The sequence below is a fragment of the Ohtaekwangia sp. genome, assembly GCF_036568665.1.
Taxonomy (GTDB): domain Bacteria; phylum Bacteroidota; class Bacteroidia; order Cytophagales; family Cyclobacteriaceae; genus Ohtaekwangia.
Genome location: NZ_DATCSD010000370.1, coordinates 18389 through 34665 on the forward strand (window position 1 = coordinate 18389; position 16277 = coordinate 34665).

17 protein-coding genes are annotated in these 16277 nt (G+C 43.7%); 10 read left to right on the plus strand and 7 right to left on the minus strand.

The genetic code is table 11. The annotated features are described in order from the left end of the window. Positions 1 to 111 precede the first annotated feature (111 nt). Genes VIN08_RS21280 through VIN08_RS21290 form a run of 3 tightly spaced genes read right to left on the minus strand, consistent with a single transcriptional unit; the run spans position 112 to position 5863 of the window. Complete coding sequence (locus tag VIN08_RS21280) at positions 112 to 1554, minus strand: TolC family protein (RefSeq protein WP_331969462.1); 1443 nt, start codon at positions 1552 to 1554, stop codon at positions 112 to 114. Then, positions 1544 to 4750: an efflux RND transporter permease subunit gene (locus VIN08_RS21285; protein ID WP_331969464.1), complete on the minus strand. Its 3207-nt coding sequence runs from the start codon at positions 4748 to 4750 to the stop codon at positions 1544 to 1546. Before VIN08_RS21285 ends, VIN08_RS21280 begins: the two co-directional genes overlap by 11 nt. Before the next feature lie 27 nt (positions 4751 to 4777). After that, on the minus strand, positions 4778 to 5863 hold the full coding sequence (locus tag VIN08_RS21290; RefSeq protein ID WP_331969467.1) for an efflux RND transporter periplasmic adaptor subunit: 1086 nt from the start codon (positions 5861 to 5863) through the stop codon (positions 4778 to 4780). Positions 5864 to 6275: 412 nt separating this feature from the next. On the opposite strand from VIN08_RS21290, the gene VIN08_RS21295 reads away from it, so the two are divergent. Continuing rightward, entirely contained in the window at positions 6276 to 6407 is a 132-nt protein-coding gene (locus VIN08_RS21295) for a hypothetical protein (protein ID WP_331969470.1), read from the plus strand. Between the two features lie 413 nt (positions 6408 to 6820). Here VIN08_RS21295 and VIN08_RS21300 read toward each other — a convergent pair whose 3' ends face one another. Both VIN08_RS21300 and VIN08_RS21305 read right to left on the minus strand, forming a co-directional pair. After that, positions 6821 to 7300 carry an SRPBCC domain-containing protein gene (locus tag VIN08_RS21300; protein WP_331969471.1) on the minus strand — a complete coding sequence of 160 codons (480 nt, stop codon included), beginning with the start codon at positions 7298 to 7300 and terminating at the stop codon, positions 6821 to 6823. 6 nt (positions 7301 to 7306) lie between these two features. Next, entirely contained in the window at positions 7307 to 7804 is a 498-nt protein-coding gene (locus VIN08_RS21305; RefSeq protein WP_331969473.1) for an SRPBCC domain-containing protein, read from the minus strand. A 138-nt stretch (positions 7805 to 7942) separates the two neighbouring features. Between VIN08_RS21305 and VIN08_RS21310 the strand changes: the two genes are divergently transcribed. The 9 genes from VIN08_RS21310 (at position 7943) to VIN08_RS21350 (ending at position 14715) form a co-directional block, all read left to right on the plus strand. Further along, positions 7943 to 8923, plus strand: coding sequence for a GlxA family transcriptional regulator (locus VIN08_RS21310; RefSeq protein WP_331969475.1), 981 nt, complete (start codon positions 7943 to 7945; stop codon positions 8921 to 8923). A gap of 39 nt (positions 8924 to 8962) precedes the next feature. Further along, a complete protein-coding gene (locus VIN08_RS21315) occupies positions 8963 to 9532 on the plus strand; it encodes a Crp/Fnr family transcriptional regulator (protein WP_331969477.1) in 570 nt (189 codons plus the stop codon). Positions 9533 to 9645: 113 nt separating this feature from the next. After that, positions 9646 to 10197 (plus strand): YceI family protein, encoded by a 552-nt coding sequence (locus tag VIN08_RS21320; protein WP_331969479.1) that lies wholly within the window; start codon positions 9646 to 9648, stop codon positions 10195 to 10197. 12 nt (positions 10198 to 10209) lie between these two features. Continuing rightward, complete coding sequence (locus VIN08_RS21325) at positions 10210 to 10428, plus strand: 4-oxalocrotonate tautomerase family protein (protein WP_331969481.1); 219 nt, start codon at positions 10210 to 10212, stop codon at positions 10426 to 10428. A gap of 4 nt (positions 10429 to 10432) precedes the next feature. Beyond that, positions 10433 to 11176, plus strand: a complete 744-nt coding sequence (locus VIN08_RS21330; RefSeq protein ID WP_331969483.1) for an SDR family oxidoreductase — start codon at positions 10433 to 10435, stop codon at positions 11174 to 11176. A gap of 18 nt (positions 11177 to 11194) precedes the next feature. Further along, positions 11195 to 11674 carry a nuclear transport factor 2 family protein gene (locus VIN08_RS21335; RefSeq protein ID WP_331969485.1) on the plus strand — a complete coding sequence of 160 codons (480 nt, stop codon included), beginning with the start codon at positions 11195 to 11197 and terminating at the stop codon, positions 11672 to 11674. Between the two features lie 24 nt (positions 11675 to 11698). Then, on the plus strand, positions 11699 to 12769 hold the full coding sequence (locus VIN08_RS21340; protein WP_331969487.1) for a nitronate monooxygenase: 1071 nt from the start codon (positions 11699 to 11701) through the stop codon (positions 12767 to 12769). A 72-nt stretch (positions 12770 to 12841) separates the two neighbouring features. Then, positions 12842 to 13684 (plus strand): SDR family NAD(P)-dependent oxidoreductase, encoded by an 843-nt coding sequence (locus VIN08_RS21345; protein WP_331969489.1) that lies wholly within the window; start codon positions 12842 to 12844, stop codon positions 13682 to 13684. A 143-nt stretch (positions 13685 to 13827) separates the two neighbouring features. Further along, positions 13828 to 14715, plus strand: coding sequence for a dienelactone hydrolase family protein (locus VIN08_RS21350; protein WP_331969491.1), 888 nt, complete (start codon positions 13828 to 13830; stop codon positions 14713 to 14715). Positions 14716 to 14838: 123 nt separating this feature from the next. Here VIN08_RS21350 and VIN08_RS21355 read toward each other — a convergent pair whose 3' ends face one another. Both VIN08_RS21355 and VIN08_RS21360 read right to left on the minus strand, forming a co-directional pair. Further along, complete coding sequence (locus VIN08_RS21355; RefSeq protein ID WP_331969493.1) at positions 14839 to 15306, minus strand: hypothetical protein; 468 nt, start codon at positions 15304 to 15306, stop codon at positions 14839 to 14841. Positions 15307 to 15313: 7 nt separating this feature from the next. Next, on the minus strand, positions 15314 to 16255 hold the full coding sequence (locus VIN08_RS21360) for a heme-binding domain-containing protein (RefSeq protein ID WP_331969495.1): 942 nt from the start codon (positions 16253 to 16255) through the stop codon (positions 15314 to 15316). Positions 16256 to 16277 lie beyond the last annotated feature (22 nt).

The window sequence follows — 16277 nt, forward strand, 5'->3', positions numbered from 1 at the left end:
CGGAAATACTTTTGCTCCTTGTTTTACCTCGTCATCAACAAACAGGTTATAAAAGCAAAAGCCCGCTGATTATGCGACCAGCGGGCTTCTTTATATGCCAGTTATTAATTCTTAATACCAACCGCCACCAAGTGCGCGGTATACATTAACCACTGCATTCAACTGTTGCATTTTGGTTTCAACCAGATCAAATCTTGATTCCAATGCATCACGTTGTGTTAACAGAACTTCCATATAGTCTGCACGTGCTGATTTGAACAGGCGTGTAGATATATCGATAGATTGAGTGAGTGCTTCCACCTGTTTTGTTTTCAGGTTATAGCTGTTCTCCAGGTTGCTGATGTTCGACAACTGGTTCACTACTTCAATGTGTGCATTCAAAATAGTACGTTCGTAATTATATACATTTTGAATCTGTTTCGAGGTAGCTGAATAGTAGTATGCCTTTATAGCATTCCGGTTTATCAGCGGAGCCATCAGTTCACCTGCTGCAGAGTATATCAGCGACTCGGGTGTTCTCATCAGGAAATTCGCATTGAATGCATCGTATCCTATACCTGCCGTAATTCTCAGGTTCGGATAGAAGTTCGCTCTTGCTGATTTAACATCGAGTTTTGATGCTGCCAGTTCCTGCTCAGCTTGTCTGATATCAGGACGGTTCTGCAAAAGTTGTGATGGTATACCTGAATGTATAGTAACCGGCACGAGATCGATGAACGTTTGAGAATTTCTGACAACTGGCTGCGGGAATCTTCCCACCAGGAAGTTAATTCTATTCTCTGTTTCAATGATCTGCTGTGCTATATAGAACTGACGGCTCTGGTTCTTGAGCACTTCTGCTTCGAACCTGCGCACAGCCAACTCCGTAACTTTAGCAGCCTGCTTCTCCAGCTTTACGATCTCCAACGCATTTTGCTGAATCTCGATGTTGCGCTTCAATATCTCCAACTGATTATCAAGCGCCATCAACTCGTAATACGAAGTAGCGATCTCTGCGATCATGTTAGTGACCATGAAGTTTCTGCCTTCTACAGTGGAAAGATATCTATGTACGGCAGACTTCTTGGCGTTACGCAATTTCTTCCAGATATCCACTTCCCATGATGCATTGGCACCGAACGCAATGTCGGTTAATGGATCCGGGAATCTTCTTCCGGGAGCAATCTCATCTGTTTCTTCAACAGCACCAGGGCGGGTATAGCGACCCACTTTCTCAACACCTGCTGCAGCGCCTACGCCAAGAAAGGGCAAGTACTCTCCTTTTCTTGCGCGTATCTCGTTCTGCGCAATGTTGATCTCCTGCATGATGATATTATACTCCTGATTGTTTTTCAGGGCAGTATCGATAAGACCAATCAGGTTCGGATCTGTGAAAAATTCTTTCCACTTCAACCGGGCTGTATTGGTAGTATCCTGTGCCTGCGAGTTGTTAAAGCCCGCAGGTACAGTTTTATTCTCTGTTCGATGAACCAAAGAAGGTGGTAAACTACAGGCTGATACCAGCAAGAGTATAAAGCCTGTTACCAATCCACGTGATATTCTTTTAGTGTGCATTGTCTTCGCTCTCATTAGATTGGGGAAAACTATCCATTTGATGTACCAGATTTTCAGTCAGAGAATCTTCGTCTTCATCTCTGATTAACTTCCGTCCTTCTGCAAGTCTACCGAAGATATAGTATAGACCAGGGACTATAATTACCCCGAAGATTGTACCGAACAACATACCTCCGAGTGCAGACGAACCAATGGTACGGTTTCCTATAGCACCCGCGCCATGCGCCAGTACCAGCGGAATCAAACCAGCAATAAAAGCGAATGATGTCATCAAGATAGGACGGAAACGAACTTTGGCACCTTCAATAGCAGCTTCCAATACAGTAGCGCCCTGATGGTGTTTCTGCATCGCGAATTCCACGATCAACACCGCGTTCTTACCCAACAGACCGACCAGCATGACTAGCCCCACCTGCGCATATATATCGTTCGCGAGTCCCATCGACTTGATCAACATGAATGACCCGAACACCCCGGCCGGCAGTGAAAGCACAACTGCCAATGGAATGATAAAGCTTTCATATTGTGCAGCAAGTACCAGGTATACGAATGCCAACACGATGAGGAATATAACAACTGCTTCATTACCACGTCTCACTTCGTCATACGAAAGTGCAGCCCAGTCAATGTCATATCCGCGAGGTAATGTTTTAGCAGCCACTTCTTTTACAGCAGCAATCGCTTCACCAGAGCTGTATCCAGGTGCTGGACCTCCTCTGATGGCTGCAGTGTTATACATATTAAAGCGGTTGATCTCGTTAGCACCCTGCTTCTTCTTGATTTTCATGAAGGCAGAGAAAGGCACCATTTCACCTTTATCGTTCTTCACCCAAAGATTCAATACATCCTTAGGAAGTTGTCTGAACTCAGGCGCAGCCTGCACAAACACTTTGAAGAAACGCTGATACTTGATGAAACCAAGTTCGTATGTACTACCTACAAAGATGGAGAGTGTGTTCATGGCATTACCAATAGATACTCCCTTTTGCATCGCCAATTGATTGTCGATCTCAATTTCATATTGAGGATAGTTGGCACTGAAGAACGTGAACAAGCCGGTGAGCTCTTTGCGCTTCTCCAGTTGCTCCATAAATTCGTTCTTCACTCTTTCAAGATCATCGTACGTACCATCCGGATTTTTATCCAGAAGCTGTAACGCAAAACCACCTGCGGCACCGAAACCTGGTACTGCCGGAGGATCGAAAAATTCGATGGTAGCACCCGGGAGTTGCTTGGAGATTTCTTCCAGTTCCAGGGTAATTTCCTGTACGGTATGTTCACGTTCTGACCAAGGCTTTAAGTTGATCAAACACGTAGCCGCGTTCGATCCACGACCTTCGGTAAGTACTTCATATCCTGCAATGGATGATACCGATTTAACTCCTTCAACTTTCTGAATCAGTTTCTGAAGCTGAAGTGAAATATCGTTGGTACGTTCCAGCGTAGATCCGGGAGGTGTCTGCACAATTGCATATAGCATACCCTGGTCTTCACTTGGAATGAAACCCGAAGGCAGGTTGCTGGCAACTGCAATAATACCGGCACTGAAAGCCAGCCAAAGCCCGATGGTTACCCACCTGCGGTGTGCGATTTTCTTCAGCACCCACACATACTTATCTGTTACTTTTTCAAATCCGCTGTTGAAGCTATCAATGAATCGGTTAAATATATTTCTTGATCGTGGCTGGCCATGCGTATTCTTCAGGATCATCGCGCAAAGCACAGGAGTTAATGTCAACGCCACGAGACCGGAAAGAATGATAGAGCTGGCCATGGTGATGGAGAACTGACGATAGAATACACCCACCGGACCAGACATGAAAGCAATAGGCACGAACACTGCAGTCATCAACAATGTGATGGCAATAACGGCACCACTGATTTCACCCAAAACTTTTTGTACGGCTTTATAAGGCGTGAGATGCTCTTCGTGCATTTTGGCGTGCACCGCTTCCACCACCACAATCGCATCATCCACCACAATACCAATCGCCAATACAATGGCAAACAGTGTGATCATGTTCATCGTGAGCCCGAATGCCTGCATGAAAATGAAAGCACCGATAAGGGAGATAGGCACAGCCAGTGTTGGAATCAATGTAGATCTCCAGTCACCCAGGAAGATGAACACCACCAATGCCACCAGGATAAAGGCATCTCTTAATGTGTGAATTACGTTTTCTGTTGACGCATCCAAAAACTGCGATACATCATAGCTCACTTCGATTTGCATCCCCGGAGGGAAGTCTTTCTTCAACGCTTCCAGTTTTTTCTTCACGTTCTCAATTACCTGGCTGGCGTTACTACCATAGGTTTGCTTGAGCACGATAGCGGCAGAAGGATAACCGTTGATATTCGAATATATATCGTAATACTCGCTACCCAGATTAACAGTAGCAACGTCTTTCAGACGAAGCAATTCTCCTTTGGAGTTCGCTTTGATGATGACGTTTTCATATTCTTTCGGATCGCTGTAACGGTCGGAATAAGCCAATACATATTCCAGCGCTTCGGCACGCTTGGAGTCACCACGACCGATACGACCGGGCTTACCAATGATACTCTGATCGGCCAGTGCTTCCATCACTTCATCGGGTGATATAGCATAGGCGCGCATACGTTCCGGATTCAGCCACACACGCATCGCATATTGGCGGCTACCAAGAATACGTGCCTGACCAATACCATTGATACGTTGTAATTCAGGAATCATCGTAACCCCTGCATAGTTGAACAAGAATTTCATGTTGGCATTCTTGTCGGTACTATACAAGTTCACATACATCAACATACTTGGGATTACCGGTGTGATAATTACCCCTTCGCGTTGTACGAGTTCAGGTAATCGGTTTCGCACCTGCTCCACACGGTTGGATACCTGTACCAGTGCCTGGTTGATATCCGTACCCGGTTCAAAGATTACCTGCACGTTAGCTTCACCCGCACTGGTAGCATCGGATGACATATAGCGCATACCCCACGCACCGTTGATAGCCTGTTCTATAGGAATGATAACAGACTCAGTGAGCGTTTTTGCGCTGGCTCCCGGATAAGATGCAGACACCATTACCACAGGTGGTGCAATAGACGGGAACTGCGAGGTAGGCAGTGTATTGATAGCCAGCACCCCCAAGAAAATAATCACGAGTGATAGTACTATCGCGAGTACCGGCCTTTTTAGAAATGCATTAAACATTGTATTTCCTTTTAAATGAAAGTGGAATTATTCGACATAAACTTTCAAGCGAGGAAGAACTGTCTTCATATCCTCAAACTTGTACTCTCCAATCTTCTCTTCGTTTCTCACTTTGCGAATACCTTCCAGCATAATCTTATCGCTTTCAGTCAAGCCTGATGAAATAACATACAAATCAGGCATCTCGGCAGCAATAGTAATTTCTCTCTGACGGATGACGTGGTCTTTGTCCACAACGAAAACATATTTCTTTTCCAATACTTCAAAAGTTGCCTTTTGCGGAATGATCAATGCATTCTTTAACGGAGCTGTGGCAATCACATTACCTGTTTCACCATGTCTCAGCAGTCCCTTAGGATTAGGAAATGTAGCTCTGAAAGCAATGTTTCCTGTTTCATTATTAAAGTCTGCTTCAATGGTCTTTACTGTACCGGCATAAGGGAACATTTCATTGTTCGCCATCTGAAGATTTACTTTCATCAGGCTGTCTTTCTTCTGCGTTGCCTTGTAGGTCAGGTACTCAGCTTCCGGTACATTGAAGTAAACCCACATCTCACTGTTATCTGACAGTGTAGTGAGCAGGTCGCCTTCTTCTACCAAGCTTCCCAATCGCACCTGGAAGCGGTCCATGATTCCATCAAAAGGAGCTTTGATCTCTGTGAAACCCAGATGAACCTGAGCCAGCGACATTTCTGCTTTTGCTTTGTCATATTTTGCTTTAGCCAATGCCAGTTCGTTGGGCGATACTACATTGCTATCAGCCAGTTGCTTGGTATTTTTATATTCAATCTCTGCAAACTTGGCTTCTGCTTCGGCCTTCTGCACCTCAGCTTTGTAAAGCAACGGCATGATCTGAAACATCATCTGCCCTTTCTTCACACTCTTACCTTCATCTACATATATATTCTGCAGATAGCCTCTCTCCAACGCCCGCAGTTCAATGTGTTGTATAGCTCGGATTTGACATACGTACGAACGGTTAACCAGTGTGTCCTTCTTCATAGGGCTGGTAACCAAAAAGTTGTACTCTTCTTCCTTTTCTTCTTTTTTAGAATGGCAACCTGTAAAACATAACAGGGCGCACAAGTTCATGAAAATGAGAATTTTCCTCATAATAATTTGCTCTTTTAAAAACAGATACGGTTTGTTACTAAATTCTTTCAACAGCCGTGTAAACGTATATATAGTCTGTAGGCCCTTTTGCTTATGCAACCGGACTGGCCGTAAAAAATTTCATAGTGGAAGGTCAGGAGGCAAACTCAATTGCCTTCTTCATAAGTCCTTATACATCATATCCGGATTACCTGAAGTATCAGATACCGGTTTGATGAAGTACTGGAAAAGTCGTTATTGAAAGGTAAGACTTTTTTAGTGTAGCTGAAAAAATACCCGTGGGTTTGAGCAAACAAAATGGAAACAATGTAGCTGCTGCTCTCTAAACGTTTTTTGAAAGAGATCGACTCATCGTCTTCTTCTTCTCGAATTTCGGTAACATCTATTGTGAAAACTTCCTTTTTCCGATCGGATGAAGCTGACCGGATCATTAACGCGAGGCTTCTTTGCTCAGCATCGAAGATGGCTTGTGCTGGCGCACCAGGAAGTACTGCCGAAGAGTCGTGAATATAGTCTCCCTGCTTCTCAGCATGTAGTTGGCTAAATCCGGTTAGGTGGATGCCCAAAAGCAGAAAAACTCTAACTAGAAACTTCTTCATCGAGTCGCGAATGTATGTAAAGATGATTGTAAAGGCAAGCATCAAAAATGCAGGCGGATGTAATTAACGATTGCGATGGCATCTATTTACGCATCCTGATGTAAAAAAGTTTTTCAAACAAATGTATATAGCTGAAAAATGCTGCAAGGTAAATGAAAAGTAAGTATCTGAAGAATACGTTTATCAACAATTTATTACTCTATCATACAACGTGATGGCTACCAGCGCAGTAAAATTACTCACCGGTAGCCTTGAAGTTTCTTAAGGAAATTTTAAGCACACCTATAGTAAGTGTGCATATAGTAAAGAAGTCATTTTGCTGCTATACTTCTCCCCTGGCCTGATGATATTATCCTTTTTAATCTTTGACTTTTACCTGCCCTCCCACCTCCCTGGGAGTAGGTTTACCTTTACCTGTAGCCATCAGACTATATAAACTCTCCTGTATATATTGGCTCCACGCACCAGAGCAGGCATCATAACATTCAATGTTAGGCACTAAACCAACATGCGTAAAGTCTACCTTGGTTTTGTTGCCAATCTCTGAGAGTTCAAAACTGATACGCGTGTTTGTCCATTCTTTTTTATCGCGAATAAAATTTAGCCTGCTGTCCGTTACCAGCCACACTACTTTCTTATCAGGTATAAACTCAATCAGTTTTTGGGTGGATACATGAACATCGCCAAAGCGAACCGTAAATTCATCATCCAGTTTTTGCGAACCGCCTTCGAAGTTCTCCGTCCACCATAGAGAAACATGATTAATACAGGCGAACGCTTCCTGCATAGAAGTATTCACTATAAAGCTTATATGAAGATTCTGTGTTTTTGTTTCCATACTATATCAATGATTTTTATTGGTCAGGTATTCCTCTAACAACGCCTGGTTAAAGCCTCCTTCTTTAGGATTAGGCTCCCCCTTCCCGGTAGCGATCAGGTTACGCAAGCTGCTTTGTATATAATTTGTCCATGCATCGTGGCATATATCGTAGCACTCGTGAGACGGAACAAGACCATGATGGGTAAAGTGTATCTCGGTCTTGTTATCCTTACGTGATAGCTCGAAACTGATCTTTGTATTGATCCATTCGCTCTGGTCCTTCACAAAGTTGAAGTAGTTATCAACCACAAGCCATACCACTTTCTTATCCGGTATAACTTCTATCAATTTCATTCTGGCGATATGCACATCTTTGAAATGATAATGGAACTCGTCATGAAGTTTGGTAGTGCCGCCTTCCACTTCTTCCGACCACCATCCTTGCACGTTGTTAATGGCACGAAAGGCTTCTGCCGGAGTTTGATCTACCAATATGCTGGTAGTAAAATCAGATGTTGTCATTCTTAATTATGGGTTTAGTTGTTGCACTTGTGTAGCGTAAAAGTAGAGTCTGAATAAGATTTTGGCCGGGTGCAAAATGGACTTTATAGCGGGTTGATTTGGACAACCGTATCGCGTAGCTTTCGTTAAATTTTTGCTATGAAAGACGTAATCATCCTGGCACCAAAAGGTAATATCAACCTAAGCAGTATAACCGGTTCGTTTCAGATACTGGCACGCGCCAATGATGTCTGGCAAAAGATGGGAAACCCCGCCAGGATAAAAGTATATATAGCCAGTTCTGAAACAGAGTTGAAACTGGATGCGGGCTTCTTCTCTATATATCCACTTGATATTAACGATATAAAAAAAGCAGATTTGGTTATTATACCTTCGCTCAATCACGATTACGACAACATCATTAAAAACAACCAGGATCTTATTGCATGGATTAACCGGCAGTATAAGAACGGTGCCGAAGTAGCGAGTATATGTACCGGTGCATTTTTACTCGCAGCCACCGGTCTGCTGGAAGGCAAAGCCTGCTCCACGCATTGGAATGCTGCCAGTGATTTCAGACGGCTGTTCCCCAATGTAAATCTTCATGTTGATAAACTGATCACTGCCGAACCGGGTATATATACCAATGGTGGTGCCTACTCTTTCCTGAACCTCATTCTCTTCCTGGTTGAAAAATACTTCGACCGGCAGATCGCTATACTTTGCTCCAAAGTTTTTCAGATTGATATTGAGCGATCACTGCAATCGCCCTTCTCTATTTTTCAAATACAGAAGAACCATGGAGATGAACTGGTCAGCAAAGCGCAAACCTATATTGAAGAAAACCTCACGGCAAAAATCTCCTTCGAAGAGCTGGCTTCGAAGCTGGCCATCAGCAGACGAAACTTCGACAGGCGTTTTATCAAGGCGACTGGTAATACTCCGGTAGAATATTTACAACGTGTAAAAGTAGAAGCAGCGAAGCGAACATTGGAAAAAGGCAGGAAGAGTATATTTGAAGTCATGAGCGAAGTAGGCTACTCAGACGATAAAGCTTTCCGGGAGATCTTTAAAAAGATAACCGGCCTGTCTCCCTTAGACTATCGGGCACGCTTTAACCAGGAACCGGTTTTAAATTAGCATAACGATCATGTAGCTTTGCTAACATTTACTTCAGCTATGCAGTCAAAAGAGATTCTGAAAAACCATGTATCAAAAATGGTTTCACTTACAGAGGACGAGTTCGATCATTTCTTTTCGCATTTCAAGCATCAAACTTTTAAAAAAGCACAGACTTTAATTTCAGCAGGCGATCCAGTTGAATGCGAATACTTTGTATTGAGCGGATGCCTGAAAACATTTTTTATTAACGATGAACTGAAGATGTATATCCTACAGTTTGCTATGCCATCGTGGTGGGCTTCCGATTACAACGCATTATACAATAAAAGTAAAGCAACCGTTAGTCTCGATTGTATTACCGATGCAGAAGTATTGGTACTGACCAATGACGACCGTGAAAAAATCTGTAACGATATACATAAGGCCGAACACTTCTTTCGGTGGAGAACCAACAAAGGTTATGTAGCATTACAAAAGCGTTTACTCTCGGTAATGAACAGCAACGTAAAGCAACGGTACGATGAGCTTATGACCCAGTATCCAGAGCTATATAATATAGTGCCCAAGCAATTGATAGCCGCATACCTGGGTGTATCACGGGAAACGTTGAGCCGCCTTCACCCCTGAACTTTGTGATGCAGATCACATAATAACGTTCTTCTATACAATGTGATCTACATCACGCGATATCCGCGCCTCTTGTGACTTGCTTTGTGTCGTAATTAAAACACACAAAGAACATGGAAACACAAAAATTTCAGATCATTTCCGCACAAAGTAAAATTGACTGGGTCGGAAGAAAAGTAACCGGTGCGCACAACGGAACTATCGACATCAAGAAGGGCGACATCGAGGTTGTTAACGGAAAAGTTACCGGTGGCAATTTCATTATCGACACAACATCCATTGTAATTCTTGATATTGCCGATCCTGCTACCAACGCGCAGTTCGCAGGCCATCTTGCTTCAGAAGATTTCTTTGCTTCTGAAAAATTTCCCGAAGCATACTTCAATATCACATCCATTACATTGGCTGATGCAGAGCAGTATGAAGTAAAAGGTGATCTTACTATACGCGGCATCACCAACACCATCAAGTTCATAGCAACTGTAAATGTAAAAGACAATATACTCACCGTAAGTGGCGAAGCGGTTGTTGACAGAACGAAATACGACATGAAGTTTCGTTCCGGTAACTTCTTTACCAACCTGGGCGACACGCTCATCTACAACGAATTTGAACTTGATATTCACCTTACTGCAAAAGCTGTAACAGCCGCGATAGCAGCATAACCACGCACGTGTATGCCATACATTAAAATTGAAGTAACACGCGAAGGTGTTACACGCAAACAAAAACAGGAAATCATCAAAGGTGTAACCGACCTGATGACACACGTACTGAACAAGGATCCACACTTGACACATGTAGTGATACAGGAAGTTGACCTGGATGACTGGGGCTACGCAGGCGAACAGGTTTCTGTGCTCCGCGAAAAAGGAATAACTGCCGATAAAAAGTAATCGTATGAAAAAGCAGACTATCATTGTAACAGGCGCATCATCCGGTATAGGGAAAAGCGTAGCGAAGTACTTCCTGGAAAGAGGCGACAATGTGGTGATCAACTCCCTCACGCACGACAAGCTTCTGCAAACCTATAACGAGCTTGCACCGAAGGAAAATATAGCGATGGTAAGTGGCGATGTGCGCCATAAACAAACAGGTGAGCAATTACTCGCTGCCGCGCTGGAAAAATTTGGATCAGCCGATGTATTGATCAATAATGCCGGTATATTTGATACAAAGCCTTTCCTGGAAGTGGATGAAAACTACCTCGACAGGTTTCTGAATACAAATCTGAAAGGCACATTCTTTACAACCCAAGCCTTTATTCCGCAAATGCTGAAACAGAAGGAAGGTGTAGTAATAAATATAGGGACGCCCATCGTAAACCATGCTTTCGGAGGCTTCCCCACTACGGCACCACTTTCCAGCAAAGGCGCTATACATTCACTCACACTTCAACTGGCTGCAGAATTTGGCAGACACAACATACGGGTAAACACAGTGGCACCCGGTACAATCCGAACACCGATGCATGAAGTGAACGGAGAAGATGTTTCGTATAAGAGCGCAGGTCTAACGCTGCTCAATCGCGTTGGTGAAGCCGAACATATAGCGCAGATGGTATATACCGTTGCCAAGAATGATTTTATAACAGGTACAATCATCAACGTTGATGGAGGCATGATGGCAGGTCGTAATCTATAACACGTAAAGATACCGATCATGAATCTTTTAATAATGATACTCCTGACCTTGACTGGTACAGGAGTATCAAACCAAAACACAATCGATCAAAGTATATTTCCTAAACATGTAAGCATTATGGAAACTTCAAAAGAGGACAGCCTGCTTATACGCCAGGCGTTGGAAAATTATTATTTCAAAGGCATCTACGAAGGTGATACCTCGCTGCTTGATAAAATATACTATAAAGGCACACTGCTCTTTGGGGATGTAAAGGGCAAGCCCTATGCGAAGACACTGGAAGAATATATAACCGGTGTGCAGAACCGCCAGAGTCCAAAAGAATCCGGAAAACCTTTTAAAGGTGAAATTTTATCTGTACATATTGTAAACTCAATTGCTGTAGCAGAAGTGAAAGTAAAGATGTACGACTTTCACTATCATGAGTTTCTCTCGTTTCATAAGATAAACGGAACATGGCTGATCGTGAATAAAATGATCAGCGATACTTCCAATTAATTCACCCCTCATCTATTACTGTGTATGTGGAACCAAACAAGAATTTCAAAATTACTCCATGTAGATTACCCTATACTGCAAGGGCCATTCGGTGGTAATCTTTCTTCCGTGGCATTGGTAACAACCGTCTCCAATGCCGGTGGGCTCGGAGGCTATGGCGCATATACCTTGTCGCCACAGGAAATTGTCAGCGTACATAACCAGATACGATCGCAGACCAATAAACCCTATAATCTGAACCTCTGGGTTTCCGATACCGATGCTATCAATGGAACGGTGAACGATGAGGCATTTCAGCAAACTGCTGCGTTGTATAAACCTTACTTCGATGAAGCTGGTATTCCTCTTCCTGCCAAACCACAACCCTTTCAATCGAGGTTTGAAAATCAGTTGCAGGTTGTACTCGATCTGAAACCGGAAGTATTCAGTTTTATGTTCGGCACGTTGTCGCCCGACATAATGGAGCAATTGAAAAAGCGCAATATAAAAACCATCGGTGCAGCCACTACACTTGATGAAGCTATAGCGCTGGAAGCAACCGGTGTTGATGCCATCATTGCATCAGGCTTTGAAGCCGGTGGTCATCGCCCTTCTTTCATGGCTTCAGCTGAAAGTTCTGTTACCGGCACATTTGTATTGGTGCAGTTGATAAAAGAGAAAATAAAAACACCTGTTATTGCAGCCGGAGGTATTGCTACCGGCAAAGGTATAGCAGCCGCATTTACATTGGGAGCAGAAGCCGCACAGATAGGCACGGCATTTCTGGCGTGTGACGAATCTAACGCACCGGCTATACATCGCAAGATGTTATTTACCGATGCGAGTAAATATACCACCCTGTCGCGCGCATTTACCGGCAGGCTGGGGCGTGGTATAACAAGTCGTATAGCAAAAGACTTGTTACACCAGGAGGATAAAATTCTTCCGTTCCCACTCCAGACACAATTTATGTCGCCACTAAGAACGGCTGCGCTGGAAAAAGAAAAATGGGATATGGTTTTGTTTTGGGGAGGACAGATCTCTCCTATCCTTAAACATACCAAGGCAAAAGAATTAATGCATGCATTGATCGAAGAGACAACGGCTATTCTGTAAGCCGCAATCTTCTGATCAATGTAAAATATAGTATATACAAGAGGCTCTACATTCACCCAAAGAAACATTTTTATGAGCAGTAATAAAGTCTGGTTTGTTACGGGCGCATCACAGGGATTGGGATTAATACTCGTAAAGAAATTACTCAGCAAAGGCCATCGCGTAGCGGCCACTTCGCGTACAGCCAGTACGTTGAAACAGGCCGTTGGTATTCATTCAGAAAATTTTCTACCACTGGCTGTTGATCTGCATAATGTTGACAGCATTGAACATGCCGTGCAGCAAACGCTCCATACATTCGGAAGAATTGATGTTGTAGTAAACAATGCAGGCTATGGTATGTCGGGCACGCTGGAAGAGATCGATGACGTTGCCATTCAAAGTATATTTACTGTAAATGTGCTGGCCACGATTCACGTTACCAAAACCATTCTGCCCTACTTACGCAAGCAACGCTCGGGGTATATTATCAACCTCTCATCAGTAGCCGGATTTTCCGGTGCACCCGGATGGTCTATATATTCAGCAACAAAGGCGGCTGTTACAGCATTTTCGGAAGTGTTGGCGGCTGATGTAAAGGAGTTCGGTATATATGTAACGGCTGTACAGCCTTCAGGCTTCCGTACGGGTTTTCTCTCGCAGCAGTCGCTGGCTGTAAAAGATGTACAGATAGAAGGCTATCAGGCTGTAAAAGATACACAATCAAAATATCTTGCCATGAACGACAAACAACAGGGCGATCCGGATAAAGCAGCTGAGATCATGATCGACCTGTCAGAAACGGTACCCCCACCGTTGCATTTGTTTCTGGGTAAAGATGCCTACACACGCGCGAACATCAAGATCGAACAACTCGCTAAAGAAGTGAATGATTGGAAAGCTGTAACAACAAGTGCCGATTTTCAGGATTCATAACGAAGTATCTAACATACTGATAATCTGTTGTGATCTGTTCTATCTAAAAAAATAGGTTGGTATACTGAGAAAAGTGAAATTCCCTGACAGAGGTTGATTGAAATAATTTGGTAAATTACCTGTCAACAAACCCAGATTATTTCATGAACGAGATAAGGAAAGAAGATATCAAACAGGAAGTGTTTGACCTTTATGACGACTATGCTCACAACCGGATCGACAGACGTGACTTCGTGCAGAAACTTTCCAGCTATGCCGTAGGTGGCCTTACGGTCGCATCGCTGATGAGTTTTTTGATGCCCGACTATAAGGGTGGCATTCAGATACAGGCAAACGATCCACGATTAAAATCAGAGTATATAAATTACCCTTCTCCCAAAGGTGCAGGAACCATCAAGGCATTACTATCAAAACCTGCAGATGCCAAAGGTAAACTGGGAGGTATAGTAGTAGTACACGAGAACCGCGGCCTTAATCCCCATATAGAAGATGTAGCACGAAGAGCTGCGCTGGCGGGGTATATTTCCATCGCACCGGATATGCTCACACCACTGGGAGGTTATCCGGGCAATGACGATCAGGGTCGCGATCTGCAGAGTAAACGCGACCGGAATGAAATGCTCGAAGATTTTATAGCCGCTTACGATTACCTGAAACAACACAAAGATTGCACTGGCAAAGTAGGTGTTGTAGGTTTTTGTTTTGGCGGATGGATCTCCAACATGATGGCCGTGCGTATACCTGATCTCGCTGCAGCGGTACCATTCTATGGTGGGCAACCAGCTACAGAAGATGTTCCTAAAATCAAAGCTCCACTCCTGCTCCATTATGCAGAACTCGATACACGCGTAAACGAAGGCTGGCCTGCGTATGAAAAAGCGTTGAAAGAAAATAATAAAGAGTATACCGCCTATATGTATGCCAACGCCAACCACGGTTTTCATAATGATACAACACCCCGCTACGATAAAGCCGCTGCTGAACTTGCCTGGAAGCGAACGATAGATTTCTTCAATCAGAAATTAAACTAAATACATAGAAATATAGCCCAGTCACCGAAAATCCAATATCCTCGGTGACTGGCTATAGGTTTATTCTATACCCGCAGTGCCACAACTACCTATATTTAGTTTAAGCGAAATATACAGCAGAGACTATCCGGGATATTGCGCCCCTTTTCGCGAAAGTATATAATCGATTCGCTCCTGCTCCAGTTGCGTTCCGCTAATAGAATCGGAAGCAGCATGATAGACCATGTTATACTGCGGCACTATATATCCGGCATCGTCCGTAACGATCGTAACAAGCTCAATGGCTGCGATACGCTCGCTGATCTGGCTACCAAACCACAACGGATTATTTTGCTGATGCCAGGTGACCAGTGTATATTGTTCACCGGGTATATGCTTCTCTCCTTCTATAGCTATAGTATCTGTCATCACATTTCCATAGAGAACAGAAGTTGTATGGCGCTTGTCATTGAACCATGACGTGATCACATGCAGGTCGCCATTATCATATATATCTTCGGGTGAAAGCTGATAGCCGTTCTTTACCCTGCATGACTGGAGACCAAGCAAAAGCAATGCTCCCCATACTATATTTACACCTGTAATTTTCATATCGTGATTACTCTTCTGTTTTGTGCGATGGTACATCAAAGACAAATCCGTTAGCAGAAGCCAGTCGATGACAGTCTATACAGGCAACATCGAAATTTACCGTTGCTCCGTAAGGAATTAGCTGTGGCGTACTGAACCGCGCAAATCCCCATCCCTCTGTTTTACCGAACTTTCGGCTGTCGCGTATCATAAACTGAACATTACTGAAATTGCCAGGGTATATATTACCGTCTGCATCTTCCTCGCCTTTATTCCACACTACTTTTACAATCACCGCACCATCGGGCCACGGACGTATAGTATGTTGCTCTATAGCGTTTACGGCTATATCATTTCCGTAAATAATACGCATCGTACCATTATCAAATCGATTGGTAGTAGTGATCACCTTCCAGTGCCGGTAATCGCTGGAGTATTCTATACCATTGGGAGATCGCTTTATTTCACCGGAAACAACAGGTCCCTGCGACACACGTCTGGTTTGTACTTGCACAGGCGGTTGATGATTCGTTAACGACAACACATAGTTCTTCAAGATATTCACTTCTTTCTCTGTAGGTATAGCATCAGGATGCGCCAGCGTATAGTCTCTCCGTGGCATTTTTCCCTGCTCCACCATATTTACGATATACCAGAGCTTCGTCAATTGATCGCCGGATGAAAGACTATCCCAGTGCGAAAAGTTGAGATGACGTCTGGCTTCCTGCACATCGGCATATACCTTCCATGAAAGTGGAGCGACCTTCGCATACCATTCCTGTTTTGTTTTGTTGGAATGACAATCGTAACAGGCATGTTCGAAGATCGCCCGCACGGAGTCAGGTCCTGCAAATTCTCCCGTAGCAGGTGGATTGGCAATCGTTGGACTGATGGCTGTAAGTATCGTAATGATCGCGACACCGATCGACACTAAAATTACCACCCTTAAATTTCTATAGGTGAATTGCATGACTACTGATGTTGTTCGAAGA

Excerpts from the sequence above, each read along its gene's own strand:
- VIN08_RS21330 (WP_331969483.1), top strand. The coding sequence starts at position 10,433 with ATGAAAAAGCAGACTATCATTGTAACAGGCGCATCATCCGGTATAGGG.
- VIN08_RS21325 (WP_331969481.1), top strand. The coding sequence starts at position 10,210 with ATGCCATACATTAAAATTGAAGTAACACGCGAAGGTGTTACACGCAAA.
- VIN08_RS21315 (WP_331969477.1), top strand. The coding sequence starts at position 8,963 with ATGCAGTCAAAAGAGATTCTGAAAAACCATGTATCAAAAATGGTTTCA.
- VIN08_RS21285 (WP_331969464.1), bottom strand. The coding sequence starts at position 4,750 with ATGTTTAATGCATTTCTAAAAAGGCCGGTACTCGCGATAGTACTATCA.
- VIN08_RS21290 (WP_331969467.1), bottom strand. The coding sequence starts at position 5,863 with ATGAGGAAAATTCTCATTTTCATGAACTTGTGCGCCCTGTTATGTTTT.
- VIN08_RS21335 (WP_331969485.1), top strand. The coding sequence starts at position 11,195 with ATGAATCTTTTAATAATGATACTCCTGACCTTGACTGGTACAGGAGTA.
- VIN08_RS21355 (WP_331969493.1), bottom strand. The coding sequence starts at position 15,306 with ATGAAAATTACAGGTGTAAATATAGTATGGGGAGCATTGCTTTTGCTT.
- VIN08_RS21280 (WP_331969462.1), bottom strand. The coding sequence starts at position 1,554 with ATGCACACTAAAAGAATATCACGTGGATTGGTAACAGGCTTTATACTC.
- VIN08_RS21320 (WP_331969479.1), top strand. The coding sequence starts at position 9,646 with ATGGAAACACAAAAATTTCAGATCATTTCCGCACAAAGTAAAATTGAC.
- VIN08_RS21300 (WP_331969471.1), bottom strand. The coding sequence starts at position 7,300 with ATGGAAACAAAAACACAGAATCTTCATATAAGCTTTATAGTGAATACT.
- VIN08_RS21360 (WP_331969495.1), bottom strand. The coding sequence starts at position 16,255 with ATGCAATTCACCTATAGAAATTTAAGGGTGGTAATTTTAGTGTCGATC.
- VIN08_RS21310 (WP_331969475.1), top strand. The coding sequence starts at position 7,943 with ATGAAAGACGTAATCATCCTGGCACCAAAAGGTAATATCAACCTAAGC.
- VIN08_RS21350 (WP_331969491.1), top strand. The coding sequence starts at position 13,828 with ATGAACGAGATAAGGAAAGAAGATATCAAACAGGAAGTGTTTGACCTT.
- VIN08_RS21295 (WP_331969470.1), top strand. The coding sequence starts at position 6,276 with ATGAAGCTGACCGGATCATTAACGCGAGGCTTCTTTGCTCAGCATCGA.
- VIN08_RS21305 (WP_331969473.1), bottom strand. The coding sequence starts at position 7,804 with ATGACAACATCTGATTTTACTACCAGCATATTGGTAGATCAAACTCCG.
- VIN08_RS21340 (WP_331969487.1), top strand. The coding sequence starts at position 11,699 with ATGTGGAACCAAACAAGAATTTCAAAATTACTCCATGTAGATTACCCT.
- VIN08_RS21345 (WP_331969489.1), top strand. The coding sequence starts at position 12,842 with ATGAGCAGTAATAAAGTCTGGTTTGTTACGGGCGCATCACAGGGATTG.